Source organism: Asaia sp. Ae19-3, assembly GCF_059801175.1.
The window spans coordinates 1,687,547-1,706,044 of the sequence record NZ_JBCHWF010000001.1 but is presented as its reverse complement, the minus strand read 5'-3'; the positions used below and the strand labels follow the sequence as shown (position 1 = coordinate 1,706,044).

Below are 18,498 nucleotides of genomic sequence, written 5' to 3'. Positions count from 1 at the left end.
CGTTGATCGGGCTTTTGGTATGAGTGGGGAAGATGTTCGATTTTAGCTGGTCGGAAATTGCGCTGATCGTCATTGTGGCGCTGGTTTTCATCGGCCCCAAGGACATGCCGACCGCCATACGCGCTGTCAGCCGGGGGCTGAAGGCTGTGCGCCGCATGGCTTCCGAGTTTCAGGGCCATGTGGACGAAATGGTGCGTGAGGCCGATCTCGGTGAGGCACGCGATCATTTGCGTGATCTCAAACGTTTCGATTTTCGCGATCGCATCGCCCGCACCATCGATTCAGACCAGACCATCAGCAAGAGCCTCGATTTCAGGCCACCGCCATCGCTGTCTGCGCCCGCCTCGGCATCGGTTGCGTCAACAGCGCCTGCCGTTATTCCGGTCAGCGGGCCGGGCGTCAGCAATACCGAGACTGTTCCGGCCCGGCAGGAAGAAGCATCGGCCCCCGCAATCCTGCCGCCTCTGACGGCGCGACGCCTGAATCACGAAAAGACGCTCTGGCACGCCCCTGCGGTCATACCGCCCCTGCGTGTCATTCATAATGGGCGTCGCGTTGCGCTCGATCCGCCCCCAGAGGCTGCCCCGCTCTCCGCCACGCCAGCGGAAACGCCCATATTGTCGCCTGCGACCCCAACCCAGCCAGACTGCCCGACCGCGCCATGACGAACGAAAACTCCATCGACGACAAGGCGATGCCGCTGCTCGAACATCTGGTCGAGTTGCGCAAGCGCCTCATCTGGTCACTGGCGGCGTTCATCGTTGCCTTTCTGGTCTGCTATCATTTCTCCGAGCAGATCTATCTCTTCCTGGCCGATCCACTGGCCAAGATCATGCGGCAGCAGGGTGAGCAGCCGCATCTGATCTATACGGCCCTGTCAGAGGCATTTTTTACCTATGTGCGTGTCGCCGTTTTCGGCGCGATCTTCTTGTCTTTCCCGATCGTCGCCATGCAGGCCTGGATCTTCATCGCGCCGGGCCTCTACAGGAACGAGAAGCGTGCCTTCGCCCCTTTTCTGATCGCCACGCCGGCCATGTTCCTGCTTGGGGCAACGATGGCCTATTACTTCATCTTCCCCATCGCCTGGCGCTTTTTCCTGTCGTTCCAGACAGCGCCGGTGGGATCTCATGGCATGCATATCGAGTTGCAGGCCAAGGTGTCCGACTACCTCTCGCTGGTCATGAAGCTGATCCTGGCTTTCGGCGCGGCTTTCGAGCTGCCTGTGGTGCTGACGCTTCTTGCGCGTGTCGGAATTGTCACCTCGGCAGGGCTCAAGAAATTCAGGCGCTATGCCATTGTGGGGGCCACGGTTATCGCTGCCATACTGGCGCCCCCCGATGTGATTACCCAGGTAGGTCTCGCCGTGCCGCTGATCTTTCTGTATGAAATCTCGATCTTTACGGCACGACTTGTCGAGCCGCGCGCTGTCGCGATCGACTAGGCAATAACGGGAAACGACTACGATGCATGACTTGCGCGCCCTTCGCGCCGATCCGGCCGGTTTTGATGCCGCTCTGGCCCGTCGTGGCCTGTCGCCCGTTGCCGGTGATCTGGTCCGTCGTGATGAAGAGCGTCGTGCAGCCCTTCAGGCCCTGCAGGAACAGCAGGCACAGCGCAAGGTGCTGGCCAGGGAAATCGGCCAGGGCAAGAAGACTGGTCAGGACACGACCGCGCTTGAGCAGAAAGCCGTCGAGCTGCGCGACCATATCGCTGCCCTTGAGGCCAGCGCCGCGCAGATTGAAAACGATATCAGCGGCGTGCTTGCCAGCCTGCCCAATCGTCTTGACGAGACCGTGCCTGAAGGCCGCGATGAAGAGTCCAATCAGGTCGTTCATCAATGGGGCGAGGTGCCGGTTTTCGATTTCGAGCCGAAGCAGCATTTCGAACTCGGTGAACAGCTCGGCCTGATGGATTTCCCGACCGCTGCCAAGCTCTCGGGCGCGCGTTTCACCGTGCTGCGCGGGGCGCTTGCCCGTCTCGAGCGGGCACTGGGCCAGTTCATGCTCGATACCCACACGCAGGAATTCGGCTATAGCGAGACCATCGTGCCGCTGCTCGTCAATGATGCCGCGATGTATGGCACCGACAAGCTGCCCAAATTTGCCGAGGATTCATTCCAGACGACCGATGGCCGCTGGCTGATCCCCACGGCCGAGGTGCCGCTGACCGCCAGTGTGGCGGGTGAAATACTTGACGCCAAAATGCTGCCGCTGCGCATGACGGCGCTCTCCAGCTGCTTCCGTTCCGAGGCGGGTTCCGCGGGGCGTGATGTGCGCGGCATGCTGCGCCAGCATCAGTTCAGCAAGGTCGAGCTTGTCTCTGTCACGACGCCAGAGGCGAGCGCTGACGAGCATGAGCGCATGACACGCTGCGCCGAGAGCATTCTCGAGCGTCTGAATATTCCCTATCGTCGCATGCTGCTCTGCGCGGGCGATACCGGGTTCGGTGCTGCTAGGACTTTCGATCTCGAGGGCTGGCTGCCGGGGCAGAAGGCGTGGCGCGAGATTTCCTCCTGCTCCAACACGCGTGATTTTCAGGCCCGCCGCATGAATGCGCGCTATCGCACCGAGAACGGTCCCGCCTTCGTGCATACGCTCAATGGGTCTGGCCTGGCTGTCGGTCGCACGCTGATTGCAGTCATGGAAAACGGCCAGACGGCAGAGGGTACCATCGAGATTCCGGCAGCCCTTCAGCCCTATATGGGCGGGCTGACCCGTATCGGCTGAGCCTTGTCCTGTCGCGCCTGCAAGGGCGTGACAGGGCTTCGCGAGAAGCCCTATCTTTCCCGTTCGAGCGCACGCGTCGAACGATCGATGCCGGGGTTGAACCGGCCTTTGGCATCGCCAGACAGAGGAAGACGATCATGCGCCTGACAGAACCCACCTTGCATGCAGACCGCCTGCTGGTTCTGCTGCGGCAGGTCGTCGGTACGCCGCATGTGCTGGTCGCGCCCCATGCGACAGCACCCTATACGAAGGGGTACCGTTTCGGCTCGGGCAAGGTGAGGGCGGTCATTCGCCCCCGAACCCTGGTCGAGTTCTGGCGTGTGGCCGAACTCTGCGTAGCCGCCGATCAGATCATGATCGTGCAGGCTGCCAATACGGGTCTGACCGGAGGGTCGACCCCCGATGGCGAGAATTATGATCGCCCCGTCATTCTGATCAATACCCGCCGGTTGCGCGGCATACATCTGCTCGGAGGCGGCAGGCAGGTTATCTGCCTGCCCGGTACCACATTGCACAAGCTCGAGACCGTCCTTGCACGCCATGGGCGCGAACCTCATTCGGTCATCGGGTCTTCCTGTATCGGCGCGTCGGTTCTGGGAGGGATCAGTAATAACTCAGGTGGTGCGCTGGTGCAGCGAGGCCCCGCCTATACCGAGATGGCACTGTTTGGCCGGGTGACGGCAGACGGGCGGCTGGAACTGGTCAATCGTCTGGGCATCAGGCTCGATGCCGATCCGGTCAAGGCTCTCGCCCGCCTTGAGAGCGGGGCTCTCAGCAAAGAGGAGATCGAGTGGACTGACGCCAGGGGGCATGACGATGGCTATGTCACCCATGTGCGCGACGTCGAAGCCGACACCCCGGCACGCTACAATCAGGACAGCGCCCGCTGGTTCGATGCATCGGGCTGTGCTGGCAAGCTGATCGTTTTTGCCGTGCGTGTCGATACCTTCCCGGCTGAGAAGAACAGCCAGGTTTTCTACATCGGTACGAACAGCACCAATGCGCTCGAATCCCTGCGCCGCCACCTGCTGACGGCCTATGACGAGTTGCCCATCGCGGGCGAATACATGCATCGCGATGCCTTTCGCATCGCCGAGATCTATGGTCGCGATACGGTGGCCCTCATCCGCTATGCGGGCACGCGGTCCATTCCGCGTCTTTTCGCCGCCAAGGCATGGCTCGATGATCTCTTCTCCGGGTCGAGATTTCTGCCCCCGCATCTGACCGACCGGATCATGCAGAAACTGGGTCGCCTTCTGCCCAATCAGATTCCGGCAAAGATGCACGCGTTCGAAAAGCGGTTCGAGCATCATCTGATGCTGCGCGTTTCCCGTTCTCTGGCGGAAAAGCTCCAGGCCTATTTTGCAACGCTCAGTGCAGGGCAGGTGGGTGATAAGGACGCGTTCGACTGGTTTGCCTGTACCGATGATGAGGGCAAACGCGCCTTCCTGCATCGCTTTGCGGCTGCTGGTGCAGCGCTACGCTGCAGAAATGTGCTGGGAAAGGAAGCGGGGGAAATCGTCGCTCTGGATATCGCCCTGCGACGCAATGACGAGGCGTGGTTCGAGACTTTGCCGGAAGCGATTGAGAAACGCATAGAGCACAAGCTCTATTACGGTCATTTCCTGTGCCACGTGATGCATCAGGATTATGTTCTGAAGCCCGGCGAGTCAGCGGAAGATGTGGAGCACGAAATGCTCAAATTGCTGGATGCACGCGGGGCGCGTTATCCGGCAGAGCATAATCTCGGGCATCTTTATGAAGCAGGGGCTGAAATACTCAGCCATTACCGGGATCTCGACCCGTGCAATTGCCTCAATCCCGGTATCGGGAAGTCGACAAGAAAGAGAAACTGGAAAGCAGAAGAGGTCTGAAGGACCGAATATGAGGGGCCCGGCGCTGCACCTGCATGAGGAGGCAAACGCCGGAGCCGGTTCGCTGATCTACGGCGGCCCTACGCCTTTATATTTGGCATCTGCGGAGAAAACCCTGAACGCTTTCATGGTTTTCGAAGACAATGTGCTTACGGAAAAACCAGACGACATATCTGTATTCCTTCTTCACATGGCGCCAGATGCGCCCTATTTCGTGTTTGACTTACTTCACTATCGTCAATGCTATGGAAGTATTGGCGTTGGAGTGTTGGCAAAGGGTTGAAATAGAGAGACGAAAAGAGGTTGAGGAAGAAACGGGTGTTTCAGATCCTGTGATTACTCTAGCCGATGAGAGAAACCTAAGGACTGCGTGGCTCCCTTATGGGGGGCCGACCCCTTGATATTTGGCTTCTGCGGAGAAAACCCTGACCGAAATCATGGTTTTCGACGAAAATGTGCTTACGGAAAGACCAGACGACATATCTGTATTCCTTCTTCACATGGCGCGAAATGCGCACTATTTTGCGGCGGCCGTACTTTACTTTCTTCTTCGAAGTGATTCTCGAAGAATTATTTGAAGCAACCTCGGTTGCCGCAAAAGAACGCTAGCGCGGTTTTTGTGAAGAATGGAAGAACTTTCTGCGTCGTTTCGGCGAAAAATCTGCCCCGTAGAAAGCACAATTGCCCAAAAACCAGATGGCACAAGGGTTTTCTAGCGATGTGAGAGGGCAAAAAAAGGCTTCAAAAGCGAGTCGACGGGCAATTGACGCTCCCTTTTCGCGTCGGACCCTACCGATCTTGCTGTGCCGTTTGACGCGTCTTGTGTCTGAGAGGTTCTGCGTATCCAGCCACGGGAGCCGGAATCTCCCGCTTGGGGATGAACCTGCCCATTTAAGCGCCTTGCGGCTAAGGGGAGGCATCCGTCTGATCGGTCACCAGCGGCGGCGATCTCGTTCCGCCACATCTGAATGACAGCACGACATGCTGCTAGGTCCGTCTGATTCCATCGCCAGCCAGACCCGGAAAGCGGGCTGAGTGCCATTGTGGCGCGGGAGTACAGGCCGTCAAAGGTCATACTTTGTCATCGGTCTGAGCCAATCCCATGGCGAACCACGACGCTCATCACGCGCTTGTGAAGTGGGGCTGCCGAATGAGGCGGAACGATTCTGAAACGCTGAGAGAGATGAGATGAGCGACAACGACACTCACCAACAGCCTGCGTCGCAGATACGTCGCAGATTCCTGCAGGCCGCAGGTGTTGCAGGGCTGGTTCTGGGCAAGAGCGCCTCGGCGCAGACGACACCGCCGGATCATCTGGCACCCCGCCCGTCGCCCCAGCCGATACGCCCGCTTCCGGAAGGCCGCCGCCCGTTTGGCTATGCCATTGTCGGTCTGGGAAAATATGCGATCAATCAGATCCTGCCCGCCTTCGGCGAGTGCCAGCATGCGCGACTGGCCGGTCTGGTCAGTGGCGACCCGCAAAAGGCGCGCAAGGTCGCATCGGCCTATGGCGTGCCCGAAAAGAACATCTACAGCTACGACAATTTCGACGACATCCGGAACAATCCCGAGATCGATGCTGTCTATATCATCCTGCCCAATGCGCTTCATGCCGATTTCGCGGTGCGGGCCTTTCGTGCGGGCAAGCATGTGATGTGCGAAAAGCCGATGGCAACCAGCGTCGGGGATTGCCAGCGCATGATCGACGCCGCCAGGCGCGCCAGCAAGCAGCTGATGATCGGCTATCGCTGCCATTTCGACCCGATCACCCAGCGCGCGATCCAGACTATCCGTGCGGGAAAGCTCGGCAAGCTGCGTGTCGTGACGACCGAGAATACCGATGTCCTCAGCATTGATGATCCGTCCGGCCAGTGGCGTGTCAAACGCAGCCTCTCAGGCGGCGGCTCCCTTATGGATCTCGGTATCTATGGCGTGAACGGTGCACGCTATCTGCTGAATGAAGAGCCGATCGAAGTCAGCGCTATCAGGGCCGAGAGCACCAATCCTGTTTTCCACGAGGTGGAAGACATCATTTCCTGGACATTCCGTTATCGCTCGGGCGCTCTCGCCCATGGCAATTCGTCCTTCACCGCTGCCGCGACATCGCGCTTCGGCATTCAGGCGGAGAAGCTCTCCGGAATGCTCAACCCTGCCACCGGATATTATAATAATCGCTTCGAAACCGTTGCCGGAGAGGAAACGCATATCCTTTCCGATCCCATGTTCCAGATTCCGGCGCTCAACCAGTTTTCTGCCCAGCTCGATCACCTGCCGGATGTTCTCGGAAGCGGAAAGCCGTCGCTCGCCACGGGTGAGGAGGGGATGCAGGACATCAGGCTGATACAGGCCATTTATCAATCCGCTGCGACGCGTCGACCGGTCTCAACAGATTGGGGCGACTGGCGCAGGAAGGCCTGACCTTTTCAGGTCGTGTCATGACCTGACTGTGTCGAGATGCGACCCTTGTGTTCTGGCGTGGTGATGGGGCCAGAGCAGAAGGGTACTGTCAGTTCAGCTTTCGGGTCAGAGGAGCGACGGCGCGGCTTCAGCTGCGCCCGCGTTTTCTTGTGCTTTTTGGTCCACGGCCATCGCGGGGCGGCTGCGCGTCCCGTTCTGCCGGGCGTTTCCCGAAGGGGCGTTTGCCCCCCGGCTTCTGGCTGCCCGGCCGCTGACCTCCGGGTCTCTGCCCCGGTCTTGCCCGCCGCTGATGTTCACGCTCACGGCTCTGCTGGCGCAGAACCGCTTCAATCCAGTCATTCAGCGCGTTTGTATTATCCTCTGCCGCCTGCTTGTCGGTATAGGCATCGGCAAAGCGCAGCGAGAGCCAGCGCCACGCGACAAGGCGCTTATGGCGCTTTTCGGCGCGCTCCAGCTCTTCTCGGCCTGCCTGTGACGGCTGGACGAGACGTCCTGTGCCAGGCGGTGGCACGCGTCTGCCGGCGGCATGGTCGCTCGCCCAGCCGACAAGCCGGGCAATGCCGTTATCGCGCTCGTCGATCGGGCACATCGCATAGACCCAGCGTTGCGTGAGGCTGAGCCCTTCCACACCTTCTAGTGCCGAGGCGATTTCGAAGGCCTGATCCATATCGGCAAGACGGTAATTCGGGTCATCGGCGCGCAAAACGGCGCGTTTGATGCGCACCAGAACACCGTAAAGACTGTCCGTTTCGATTTCCTCGGCGACAGCGCGCACGATATCGGAATCGGGCTGCACAAGGGGGCGCAGTTCGGTGATCGGCTCAGGCGGGGCGGCGAGCATCTTGCGGATATGGGCAGGGGTTCCCGCCTCACCCAGAACGGCCACGATGCCGTTCTCATGGTGCCCGTATCGCCCGGCACGCCCACCAATCTGCTTGATTTCCTGCGCTGTCAGGTCGCGGGTCTGCTTGCCATCATATTTGCGCAGCGCACTGAACACGACGCGTTTGATTGACAGGTTGAGGCCCATGCCGATGGCGTCAGTCGCCACCAGAATTTCCGCCTCACCGTTATTGAAGCGCGCCGCTTCGGCACGGCGCACTTCCGGGCTGAGTGCGCCATAGACCACAGCCACGCGCTTGCCGAGTGTCAGCAATTCGGCGCGCAGGTCGAGTACCTCTCGACGCGAGAATGCGATCAGCGCATCGCCTGCCTCGAGGTCGCGCAGCCGCACAGGGGCGCTGGCCGCCCGCAGCGGCGATTTGCGCTCAAGGGTGATCTCGTCAAGCGGGTCGTCGCAGAGTTCGGCAATGCGCCTGATGAGAGGAATGCAGTCAGGCGCACCCAGAATATAAAGATGGCGTGCAGGGACACCCATGATCGCCGCCGTCCAGGCAGCCCCACGGTCAGGGTCCATCAGCATCTGCGCTTCATCGATCAGCGCCACATCGACCGGATTATGGAACGGACACATCTCCACCGTCGCGGCTAGATGGCGCGCACCGGGGAAATCGATGCGTTCCTCACCAGTCGCCAGAGAGGCAGGCACGCCGCGAGACAGAAGCGACTCCCGGAATTCATGCGCCAGAAGACGCAGCGGGGCGAGGGCCAGACCGCTCTCGGCATTGGCCAGCGCATTGAGCGCCGTATAGGATTTGCCGGAATTGGTGGGCCCGGTCACGAGCGTGATCCGTCGCTTGAGCGAGCGCGCCGTGCGGAAATGCGCGACGTAACGGTCAAGCGCTGCTACGCGGGCAATGACGGCATTACCGACCTTGCGACCCGTGAGGGCAGGGGTGCCGCGTGCGCCGCCGCGCCATTCCGCAAGCTGCGGGCGCAGGCGCTTGAGGATCTCGGGGTCGAATTCGAATTTTTCCGTGCCATCGGGCTGCGGCGTGCGGCGCGTGACCGGCAGGCGGTTTTCAGCAATCCAGCGCAAGGCTTCACGTGGGGTGCAATGCAGAATGGTTGGCACCTGATCGAACCCGACAAGGCTTTCTTCCCAGGCCTTGAGGCGTTCATTCTCGCGCTTGCGACGGGCTTCGGCGCGTGCCTCGATCCGTTCTTCTTCTTCCCGCCGTGCTTTCTCGCTGGCGATCAGCTCGGCTTCGAACCCCGTATCCTCAACGCCAAAGGCGGAAGCAACAATCTGGGCCAGACGGTCGATCTGCCCGCCCGAAAGGAAAGTCCCGGCATCGCTCAGATCGGCCTGCACGGCCTCGAGCACGTCACGCGGCGTATGACCCATCTCGCGCAGGCGCCCTGCCAGCGTGTCATCGAGCGTGCTGCGCAGCAGGTCGAGCCCGGCGCGCGGGTCATGCACGCGGCCTACCGCATCGAGAATATCCGCCTTGCCGATCCACAACTCGCCCGCCCGTCGGGTGGCGTTCATCAGCTGGGCGGCCCAGTCCTTGCGGCGCACGTCGCAGAGAAGACGCTCATATTCCGAAGGCAGAATGCGCTCTGCCCCCGGCACAAGGCTTCGGGCGATCAGTTTGAGAAGGCGCGGCTCCTCTTTGGGCGTAGGAGAAAGGCCAGTGTCCTCAACGGCCAAAGCGAGAGCGTGATCGGCGGGGGAGCGTGCAGAATCCATGAATGTGTTTGTGCGTTATGACACGGTTTGCTGCAACGGCAGACTTGTCCAAGCGGGCGTTTCGTTCTCCTATACGAGTGCGAAACGATCTGAAGGAGCCCATGGTGCGGTTCAAGCAAGCCCCGAAACTCTCTGCTATTCTCGGTCTGACGACCCTTCTCGCAGGCACGGCTCTGGCCGCGCCCGACATGCCGCCCCATATGGGACCGCCCCCGCCGCCGCCCGGCCCCGATGGTGGCCCCGGTGGCGTTCCGGGACCAGCTTTCCTGATGAAGCCGCAGCACGTGCTGAGCGAGGGCAGCGTGACCATTCGCGGGCAGGCGATCCCGTACCAGACAGAATCCGGCACGCTCATCATCCATCCGGCCGGGTGGGATGACGCCAATCCGGACCCTAAGGCGCCTCAGGCTGTCGCCTCGGTTTTCTATGTCGCTTATTTCAAGAAGGGCGCGCATCCCGAAAACCGCCCGATCACCTTCGTCTATAACGGTGGCCCCGGTTCCTCGACTGTCTGGCTGCATATGGGCGCGCTCGGCCCCAAGCGCGTCGTGACGGTGGACGATCAGCCAACCCCAGCCGCCCCCTACAAGGTGGTCAATAACGACGACTCCCTGCTCGATGCGACCGATCTCGTCTTCATCGACGCGCCCGGCACGGGTTATGGCCGCGTCATTGGCAAGGATCGCGACAAGGCATTTTATGGCACAGACCCCGATGCCGCCGCCTTTACCGATTTCATCGCGCAGTTCCTTTCGCGGCACGGGCGCTTCAATTCGCCCAAATATCTCTTTGGTGAAAGCTATGGCACGACGCGCTCGGCCATCATCGCCAATGCGCTGCGTCAGGATAAGGGGATCGACCTCAACGGCGTCATCCTGCTATCGCAGATCCTGAATTACGGCAATTCCATCGACCGGGCACAGAATAACCCGAGCAACGATCAGCCTTATGTGCTTGGCCTGCCAAGCTTTGCCGCAACAGCCTGGTATCACCACAAGCTGCCCGACCAGCCCACCGATCTGAAAGCCTTTCTGGCCGAGGTCGAGCATTTTGCGCTGACCGATTACACATCGGCGCTCCAGGATGGCACCGGCATCAGCGATGACAAGCTGAAAGCGACAGCAGAAAAACTGCACCGCTATACCGGCCTGCCGGTCGATTACATCATCAAGGCCAATCTGCGCGTCAATGGCGGCGAATTTGCCAAGACCCTGCTGGGCGATCAGGGCATGGATACGGGTCGTCTAGACAGTCGTTTCTCCGGCCCGAGCATGGACCCGCTGGGCCAGACGCCCGAATATGACCCGCAATCGGCCGCCATGGAGTCCGCCTATGTGGCGGCGTTCAATGACTACGCCCATACGACGCTGCATTATGGCGCCGACCCGTCCTTTGGTGACGGCTATATGGAATATCGCGTCAGCGCCCATAGCATCGGCAAATGGAGCTTTACGCACAAGCAGCCCGACCAGCGTGGCCCTGCACGGGGAGAGCCGAATGTGCTGCCCGATCTTGCAGCGGCCATGAAGGCCAATCCGGCGCTTCAGGTGATGCTGAACCAGGGGTATTACGATCTCGGGACGCCCTATTTCGAGGGTGTTTATGAGATGCGGCATCTGCCGATCCCGCGTGCGCTCGCGAAGAATATCGAGATCAAGCAATATGCCTCGGGGCATATGGTCTATGCGCATCTGCCGGCGCTGCATGAAATGCACGATAATGTTTCGCAGTTTATCGCAAGGACGCATCCGAAATCGTCGTAATATTTTAGAACAGGCGGGGCTGTGGGGTTTTCAAAGGGCGAGAGGATGTTTTAGAAATTTCGCCACTTTGGGCGGTGTCAGACCGCCCGCCCCCTGCTGCCTTTCGAAAGATACCAGATGAACGCCCCCGTCTCTCTGCCCATGCCGACTATCTCCGAGCCACTGACCGGGCTCCTGCCCGTCGATGGCCATCCGGGCCAGTACCATCTGGCGCCGCCCAGCAAGGAATATGGTCACCTTCAGGCCTGCGAAGTGCTGAGCGTCCATCACTGGACCGACCGTCTCTTCACCTTCACCTGCACGCGTGACCCCGGCCTGCGCTTCGAGAACGGCCAGTTCACGATGATTGGCATCGAGGTTGAGGGCAAGCCTCTCCTGCGCGCCTATTCCATCGCTTCGGCCAATTATGAGGAAGAGCTGGAATTCTTCTCCATCGCGGTGGAAGACGGTCCGCTGACCTCGCGTCTGCGCCATGTGAAGGTGGGCGATACGGTTCTGGTCGGTCGCAAGCCGGTCGGCACGCTGCTGCTCGACAATCTGCGCCCGGGTCGCAACCTGTATTTCCTGTCGACCGGCACCGGTCTTGCACCGTTCATGAGCCTGATCGAAGACCCCGAGTGCTACGAGCGCTACGAGAATGTGGTGCTGAGCCACACCGTGCGTATCTCGGGCGAACTGGCTTATATGAACCATATCCGCCACGACCTGCCGAACCATGAATTCCTTGGCGAATTCGTGTCCAAGCAGCTCAAATACTACCCGGCCGTCACGCGTGAAGACTTTGCCGTGACCGACCGCATCACCACGCTGATTGAAAACGGCAAGATCTTCGAGGATCTCGGCCTGCCGAAGCTCGACCCAGAGCATGACCGCGTGATGATCTGCGGGTCGCCTGAAATGCTGGCCGATACCGAAAAGCTTCTCGTTTCGATGGGCTTCGAGGAAGGCAATATGAGCAAGCAGGGCTCTTATGTTGTCGAAAAGGCTTTTGCGGAACGCTGAGCCCGTCTTGTCCGTTCTGGACGGGCGCAGACCTTATTGATGACCATGACATGCGCGGCCGGGAGCTTTTCCGGCCGCGTTTTCTTTTGGAGACAGGCCACATGCCGGATTTCGATCTTTTCGTGATAGGTGCCGGATCGGGCGGCGTGCGCTGCGCCCGTATTGCAGCACAGAATGGGGCTCGCGTCGGCATAGCTGAAAGCCGCCACTGGGGAGGCACATGTGTCAATCTGGGCTGTGTGCCCAAGAAGCTGATGGTCTATGCCTCCGAGGGGGCCGAAGCCGCTGAAGACGCCCGCGCCTATGGCTGGGATGTCGAGATCGGCGCACATGACTGGACCCGCTTCATCGCGGCAAAAGACAAGGAAATCACGCGGCTCGACGGGATTTACAAATCCATGCTCGACAAGGCCGGGGTCGGTCTCTTTGTCGGCAGGGCAAAGCTGATCGACGCTCATACGATCGAAATCGGCCCGGGCCCGCTCGATGAAAAGGCAACGCCTCAACGTGTCACGGCTGAGAAGATCGTCATCGCGACCGGCGGCCGCCCCGTGCGCCCACCAATCGAAGGCGCTGAACTCGGAATTATCTCCGACGAGGCCTTTCATCTGACAGAGCGGCCCGAGCGCGTCTGCATTATCGGTGGCGGCTATATAGGCGTCGAGTTTGCCGGAATCTTCGCGGGGCTCGGATCGAAGGTCGATCTCGTTTTCCGCCAGGATCTGCCATTGCGCGGTTTCGATCAGGAATTGCGTGAGAAGCTGCTCGAGGCGCTCCCGAAACACGGGATTACCGTCCATGCGGGCGTTTCTCCCGAGAAGATCGAGGCGCTGGAGGCTGGCGCCAGAAGAGTCAGCCTTTCCAATGGCACCACGATCGACACTGACTGCGTGTTTTTCGCGACAGGCCGCAAGCCTGCTACCGACGGGCTGGGCCTCGAAACGCTTGGTGTCAAAACCAAGAAAGGGGCGGTCGTCGTCGACGCACACTCGGCCACATCGGTTTCGAACCTCTACGCCATTGGCGATGTCACCGATCGCATCAACCTTACGCCGGTTGCCATTGCGGAGGGGCATACGCTGGCCGAGCGCCTGTTCTCATCGCACACGCCGCGCGACTGGGCTTATGAGACCACCCCGAAGGCCGTGTTCTTCTCTGAAACATTGGCCAGTGTCGGGCTAACGGAAGAAGAAGCCGCGAAAGAGTCGGATCTCGACGTTTTCACGGCCTCTTTCCGTCCGTTGCGTCAGACGCTGATCGGCCGTGACCGCAAGGCATTCATGAAGCTGATCGTGTCACGGGACAGTCAGAAGGTCGTCGGCGCGCATATGATGGGTGATGCTGCTGCCGAACTGATGCAGGGTGTGGCCATCGCCGTAACGGCCGGGCTGACGAAGCGCGATTTCGACCGCACAATCGGCATCCACCCGACGACGGCAGAGGAGTTTGTGACAATGCGCAGCCCGACCCGTCAGGTCAGCCGCACCTCGTAACTCTTTTCCCGGCCCGGCTAAGGGCCGGGAAAACCGCGCTCAGCCTCTCGTGCTGTTCAGGAAGGCAAACAGATCGCGGTTGAGCGCCTCGGCATCGGTAGCAAACAGACCATGCGGGGCGCTGTCATATTCGACATAGCGCGCATGAGGCACGGCTTCGCTCACACGCTTTGCTGTCAGCTCATAGGGCACGGTTTTGTCGCCCGTGCCATGCACCACCAGAACGGGCAGGGTGAGAGCGGCCAGATCAGGGCGGAAATCGGTGCGGCTGAAGCTGTCGATACAATCCAGCGTTGCATTCGGGCTTGCCATGATGCCCAGCGTGAAACTCCAGTCGATCAGGGCCTGACTGACCGGCTTGCGGATCATACTGACGCCGTAGAACCCTTTCAGGAACTCGGCGAGGAAGTGAAAGCGGTCGCGGCGTATCTGCGCCTTGAACTCGGCAAACACATCGACGGGCACCCCATCGGGATTGTCATCTGTCTGAAGCAGGAACGGTACGACAGAGGCGATCAGCCCGACGCCAGCCAGACGGGTCGTGCCGAAACGGCTGACATAGCGCGTCACCTCACCACCACCCATCGAGAACCCGACAAGGGTTAGATCGGTCAGGTCGAGATAGTCGATCAGCTCGGCAAGGTCGGCGGTAAGCGTCTCGTAATCATAACCGCCGAAAGGGTGGCTCGACTGGCCAAAGCCGCGTCGGTCATAGGTGATGACACGATAACCGGCCTCGAGCAGGGCCAGTGTCTGATATTCCCACATATCGCCGGTAAGGGGCCATCCATGAACCAGCAGGACCGGGCGGCCTGCGCCCATATCCTTGTAATGGAGGCTGTTTCCGTCACGCAGTTTCAGCGAAGGCATGGTCGCATCCTTTTCAAGAAAGCCAAAGCGGTCTCAGGCCAGAACTGGCCTGAAACCGGGGAGTTCCCGCTACGACAGGAGCGTGATCACTCGAAACTGGCAGAGACCGTGGCGATGGCGGCGAAGCCGGTGCCAACCGCATAGGCGGGCTGCGACCCGGCAAGGGTCTTGCCGCCCATTCCCTTGATCGAGGCGGCGGCTGTCGGCGTAAATCCGGTGATGGAAGACAGATAATGCACGTCACCGATATTCATCAGGCTCACCATGGCCTTGGGGCGCACGCGGCCGAAACGGGGCAGCCAGCGGCCGATCGAGGCATCAGCCGTGAAATAGGCCGGAATGCTCTGATCATTCATCAGTGTAGAATATTGCGAGTCAGAATAACGAAGGTTGAAATTGCCGAAAGTCGTGCCGTCATCATAGGTCAGCCCCAATGCGCCCAGGAATTTGGGCGAGGCGACCTCCTGCTTGCCCTTGGTGGGCAGCACATCGCCCATATAGGCTATGTTATTGCCGATCTTCGTATGCATGTACTGGCCTGAGGCATAGGCGCTCAGATGGTGCCAGGGGCGGGTCGATAGTTCAGCCTGAATGCCCATGGCCGATTCACCGCCAGCATCGATAGGCTGTGAGGTCAGGATGCTTGTGCCGGGGATATAGGACACGCTGCTGATCTGGTGGTGCGTCAGATTGTAATTGAAGCCCGAAATCGTCGCCATGACTGGCCCGTAATGACGAAAGCCGATTTCCTCACCAATCATGTATTCAGGCGTGAAATTGGCCAGAGGCTGGGTGACCGGCACAGGCGTCGTGAATGTGTAGACAGGCACCTGCGCCTGAAAGGAAGAGGGCGCGCGATAGCCCGTGGTCCCGTTGATATAGATCTGGTTGTCAGACGTAAGCTGGTAGGAAATCAGCACCTGAGGGGCCGGGATGAACATGTTCTTCACCGATTTATACGGCTGGGCGCCGGGGAGATCCTCGGTGAAGCTGCGTGAAATCATGTTGGCCCGCAGACCGGCATCAATCGTCAGACGATCATGGAACAGCTTGATCTGGTCTTCGAGGCCGAGCGCGTTGAGCTGCTGGAACCCGTTGATGTCATATTGGGTGATCGCCTTGCCGCCTACGGTCAGGTAGCCGTTATTCTGGGTATACTGCCCCTGTGCATTGACCGCGTAGTGGTTCTGAAATTCGGTATGGACCGCATAGCTGTACCAGTAGGAAAATTTCAGCGTGTTGATGCCACGGTGCCATGAGCCAATCAGGTTCAGGCCGCTCGATGTCTGCACCCAGGGATGGATACTGATGGCCGTCACTGACCCTTTCGCGGGCGTATAGCCATCAAGAACGGCATATTGTTCGGTCCCGCGATAGCCGTTTGTGATGGGAATACTGGCACCGTAATTATTGGGCCCGTATGTTTCGACCGCATAGGGCTGGGCATCGAGCGCAAACCCGTCTCCCAGATCGAAATGGTTCTTCAGTGTCCCGACGACGGCATTCGTCGCCTTGGTGTTGAGCTTGTAGTAAAGCGTATCGCCCGGCGTGTATTGGCCGTGGGTGTTATAGCTGGTGCCATATTGGCGCCACTGCGCGAGATTGGGGTAGAGCCATTCCGTCTGGTTGGCGTAGTTATAGCCGAAAATGAGCTCGGAACTGCCTTTGGGTGTCCAGTGCTTTTCGACCGCCGCGTCGAGATGCCAACGATAAAGACTGCCGGGCCCACGCCACAGATTGCCGCTGGAATAGGAACCCGAGACGAAACTCGTGACACCGCTATGACCAATCTCGCCGGTATCGATGCGCACGAATTCCTTGTTCGAGCTGTGGGTGCCCCCTGAGCCTTCAGCATAGGCAGCGAAATGCGCTCCCGGGTGGCGCAGGCTCATGGTCATCTGCGCGCCATCGGCATTATAGGTCGGTGCTGTGAGATCTGATGACCCCTGACTGACGGCTACATTGGCTAGGTCCTCATTATCCACCATGGCCGAGGTGTAAGCGCTGTAAGTGAACGGGTCGGCCAGTGGCATGCCTTCATAGACCATGCCGATCTGGGTCTGATCGAGACCACGGATATGGACGGTTTCCGATGTGGTGCTGAGCGGCCCCTCATTTGTACCCTGAACACCGGGAAGGCTGGACACCAGCACACCGGGGTTAACCAGAGGCGATTGCTTGGCGATATAGTCCTGCGTCACCATGCTGACCGATTTTGCTTCGGTCTGACGGGTCATGAGGCCGCCCCCCTGCACGGCGCGATGAGCAGAGACGCTGACATTCTCGTCGTGCGTGGCCATGAGGTCATGCGGTTTTGCCTGTGTCTTTGGCGCCGCCTTGCGCCGTGCGGCTGCCGGAACAGGCTTGTGATGCGCCTTCGCGACTGCCGGATGACACGTCCCGGCAGCTGCGAGAGCGACAAACCCGAACGTGCCGAGAGGAAGAAGAGCCCGTTTGCGGGCGGAACGCGAAAACGACATGGCCTGATCCTGATGGTCTCAGGGCAGACGCAACCTCACGCCGCCCGATGCGGACGCGACGGTGTCGAAACGATCGTTTTCTTTCAAACCACGATTTTATTTCGTTTTTATGATGGATTTGTTAACAACAATCTCTATAATAAGTATAGATATATCACGGTATAATCATTGAAAATCGCATTTTGTCCGTAAATACGTGATTCTTCCGAAATTATATACACGAAATATATGCCAATATATTATTAATGCATATATTATCGAAAATTTGATTTAACCTAGAATAACCTCTTTCTTTGCGGTTAAATCAAACGGTTTCTATTTCACTTTATGTTATGGGACCGTATTGGTGTCGCCATAGCGTCGGCGGACAATATAATTGGGTCGGCATTTCGACTCCATGTAGATGCGGCCGATGTATTCCCCAAGGAAACCAATGGAAATCAACTGGACAGACCCGAAGAAAATAATGGCGACGAACAAAGAAGGGTACCCGGGAACCGAGCTACCGATAAAAAAGGTACGTAAAAGAATTGCGAGACCGTAGAGTAACGCTATGACTGCGCCGCAGCCTCCCACGTAGGTCCATATTCTCAGAGGCGTAGTTGAAAAGCTCGTAAAGCCCTCCATTGCCAGGTTCCAAAGAGACAACGCCGAGAATTTGGATGTTCCGGCACTCCTCGCAGGCCTGATGTAGTCGATTGTCTGAGTCCGGAAGCCTACCCAGGCAAACAGACCTTTCATGAAGCGCTGGCGCTCGGGGAGTTCCTTGAGGGCGTCGACGACGCATCGATCCATCAATCTGAAATCTCCGACATTTTCCGGGATCTTGATTTTGGAAAGGGCATTATGCAGCTTGTAGAAACCGCTCGCCGTTTTGCGCTTCATCAGTGAGTCAGATGTTCGATCGATCCGTCGAGCCACGACGACCTCAGCGCCCTCTCTCCACGCCTTCACCATATCCGTAATCAGTTCCGGCGGGTCCTGCAGGTCGATATCGATCGGTATCGCGGCTGCGCCCCGCGATGAATCGAGACCGACAGTCAGCGCCGCCTCTTTACCGAAATTCCGTGAAAGCTCGATCACTCTGAGGCCGGAAACTGTTTTCGTCAGGGCAACAAGTCTGGCCAATGTATCGTCTTTACTGCCATCATCTATGCAGATGATTTCCCAGAGCGTGTCTGGAACGGCGGACAGTATTGGCAGGATTGTTGCCATAAACGGATCGATAGCGTTGCTTTCGTTATAGCAGGGAACAATCAGGGAAATCAGCTGAGGCATA

General features: G+C 59.0%; 13 protein-coding genes. 9 read left to right on the top strand and 4 right to left on the bottom strand.

Annotated features, from left to right (window positions below; genetic code table 11):
• The first annotated feature begins 32 nt into the window (after nucleotides 1-32).
• The 6 genes from tatB to AAID99_RS07335 all read left to right on the top strand — a co-directional run bounded on the left by tatB (nucleotide 33) and on the right by AAID99_RS07335 (nucleotide 7,018).
• Nucleotides 33-665 (top strand): Sec-independent protein translocase protein TatB, encoded by a 633-nt coding sequence (gene tatB, locus AAID99_RS07360; protein ID WP_188425952.1) that lies wholly within the window; start codon nucleotides 33-35, stop codon nucleotides 663-665.
• The gene (tatC, locus tag AAID99_RS07355) at nucleotides 662-1,441 is read left to right on the top strand and encodes a twin-arginine translocase subunit TatC (RefSeq protein ID WP_188425951.1); all 780 of its coding nucleotides are present in this window, start codon (nucleotides 662-664) and stop codon (nucleotides 1,439-1,441) included. Before tatB ends, tatC begins: the two co-directional genes overlap by 4 nt.
• A 22-nt stretch (nucleotides 1,442-1,463) precedes the next feature.
• Nucleotides 1,464-2,726, top strand: a complete 1,263-nt coding sequence (gene serS / locus AAID99_RS07350; RefSeq protein WP_188425950.1) for a serine--tRNA ligase — start codon at nucleotides 1,464-1,466, stop codon at nucleotides 2,724-2,726.
• Nucleotides 2,727-2,863: 137 nt separating this feature from the next.
• Entirely contained in the window at nucleotides 2,864-4,600 is a 1,737-nt protein-coding gene (gene dld / locus AAID99_RS07345) for a D-lactate dehydrogenase (protein ID WP_188425949.1), read from the top strand.
• Nucleotides 4,601-4,610: 10 nt separating this feature from the next.
• Nucleotides 4,611-4,883 (top strand): hypothetical protein, encoded by a 273-nt coding sequence (locus AAID99_RS07340; RefSeq protein ID WP_188425948.1) that lies wholly within the window; start codon nucleotides 4,611-4,613, stop codon nucleotides 4,881-4,883.
• A gap of 905 nt (nucleotides 4,884-5,788) precedes the next feature.
• Entirely contained in the window at nucleotides 5,789-7,018 is a 1,230-nt protein-coding gene (locus AAID99_RS07335; protein WP_498493546.1) for a Gfo/Idh/MocA family protein, read from the top strand.
• Nucleotides 7,019-7,145: 127 nt separating this feature from the next.
• Here the strand turns inward: AAID99_RS07335 and AAID99_RS07330 are convergent, their stop codons facing one another.
• Nucleotides 7,146-9,611 (bottom strand): helicase-related protein, encoded by a 2,466-nt coding sequence (locus AAID99_RS07330; protein WP_188425946.1) that lies wholly within the window; start codon nucleotides 9,609-9,611, stop codon nucleotides 7,146-7,148.
• Between the two features lie 101 nt (nucleotides 9,612-9,712).
• Between AAID99_RS07330 and AAID99_RS07325 the strand changes: the two genes are divergently transcribed.
• The 3 genes from AAID99_RS07325 (at nucleotide 9,713) to gorA (ending at nucleotide 13,869) form a co-directional block, all read left to right on the top strand.
• Entirely contained in the window at nucleotides 9,713-11,374 is a 1,662-nt protein-coding gene (locus tag AAID99_RS07325; RefSeq protein WP_371869843.1) for a S10 family peptidase, read from the top strand.
• Between the two features lie 117 nt (nucleotides 11,375-11,491).
• Nucleotides 11,492-12,376 (top strand): ferredoxin--NADP reductase, encoded by an 885-nt coding sequence (locus AAID99_RS07320; protein WP_188425945.1) that lies wholly within the window; start codon nucleotides 11,492-11,494, stop codon nucleotides 12,374-12,376.
• Between the two features lie 101 nt (nucleotides 12,377-12,477).
• The gene (gorA, locus tag AAID99_RS07315; RefSeq protein WP_498493544.1) at nucleotides 12,478-13,869 is read left to right on the top strand and encodes a glutathione-disulfide reductase; all 1,392 of its coding nucleotides are present in this window, start codon (nucleotides 12,478-12,480) and stop codon (nucleotides 13,867-13,869) included.
• Nucleotides 13,870-13,908: 39 nt separating this feature from the next.
• Here the strand turns inward: gorA and AAID99_RS07310 are convergent, their stop codons facing one another.
• From AAID99_RS07310 to AAID99_RS07300, 3 genes are all read right to left on the bottom strand, one after another.
• Nucleotides 13,909-14,739, bottom strand: a complete 831-nt coding sequence (locus tag AAID99_RS07310) for an alpha/beta fold hydrolase (RefSeq protein ID WP_188425943.1) — start codon at nucleotides 14,737-14,739, stop codon at nucleotides 13,909-13,911.
• A gap of 86 nt (nucleotides 14,740-14,825) precedes the next feature.
• Entirely contained in the window at nucleotides 14,826-17,219 is a 2,394-nt protein-coding gene (locus tag AAID99_RS07305) for a TonB-dependent receptor (RefSeq protein ID WP_498493543.1), read from the bottom strand.
• A 330-nt stretch (nucleotides 17,220-17,549) separates the two neighbouring features.
• A complete protein-coding gene (locus tag AAID99_RS07300) occupies nucleotides 17,550-18,497 on the bottom strand; it encodes a glycosyltransferase family 2 protein (protein WP_498493542.1) in 948 nt (315 codons plus the stop codon).
• Nucleotide 18,498: the final 1 nt, after the last annotated feature.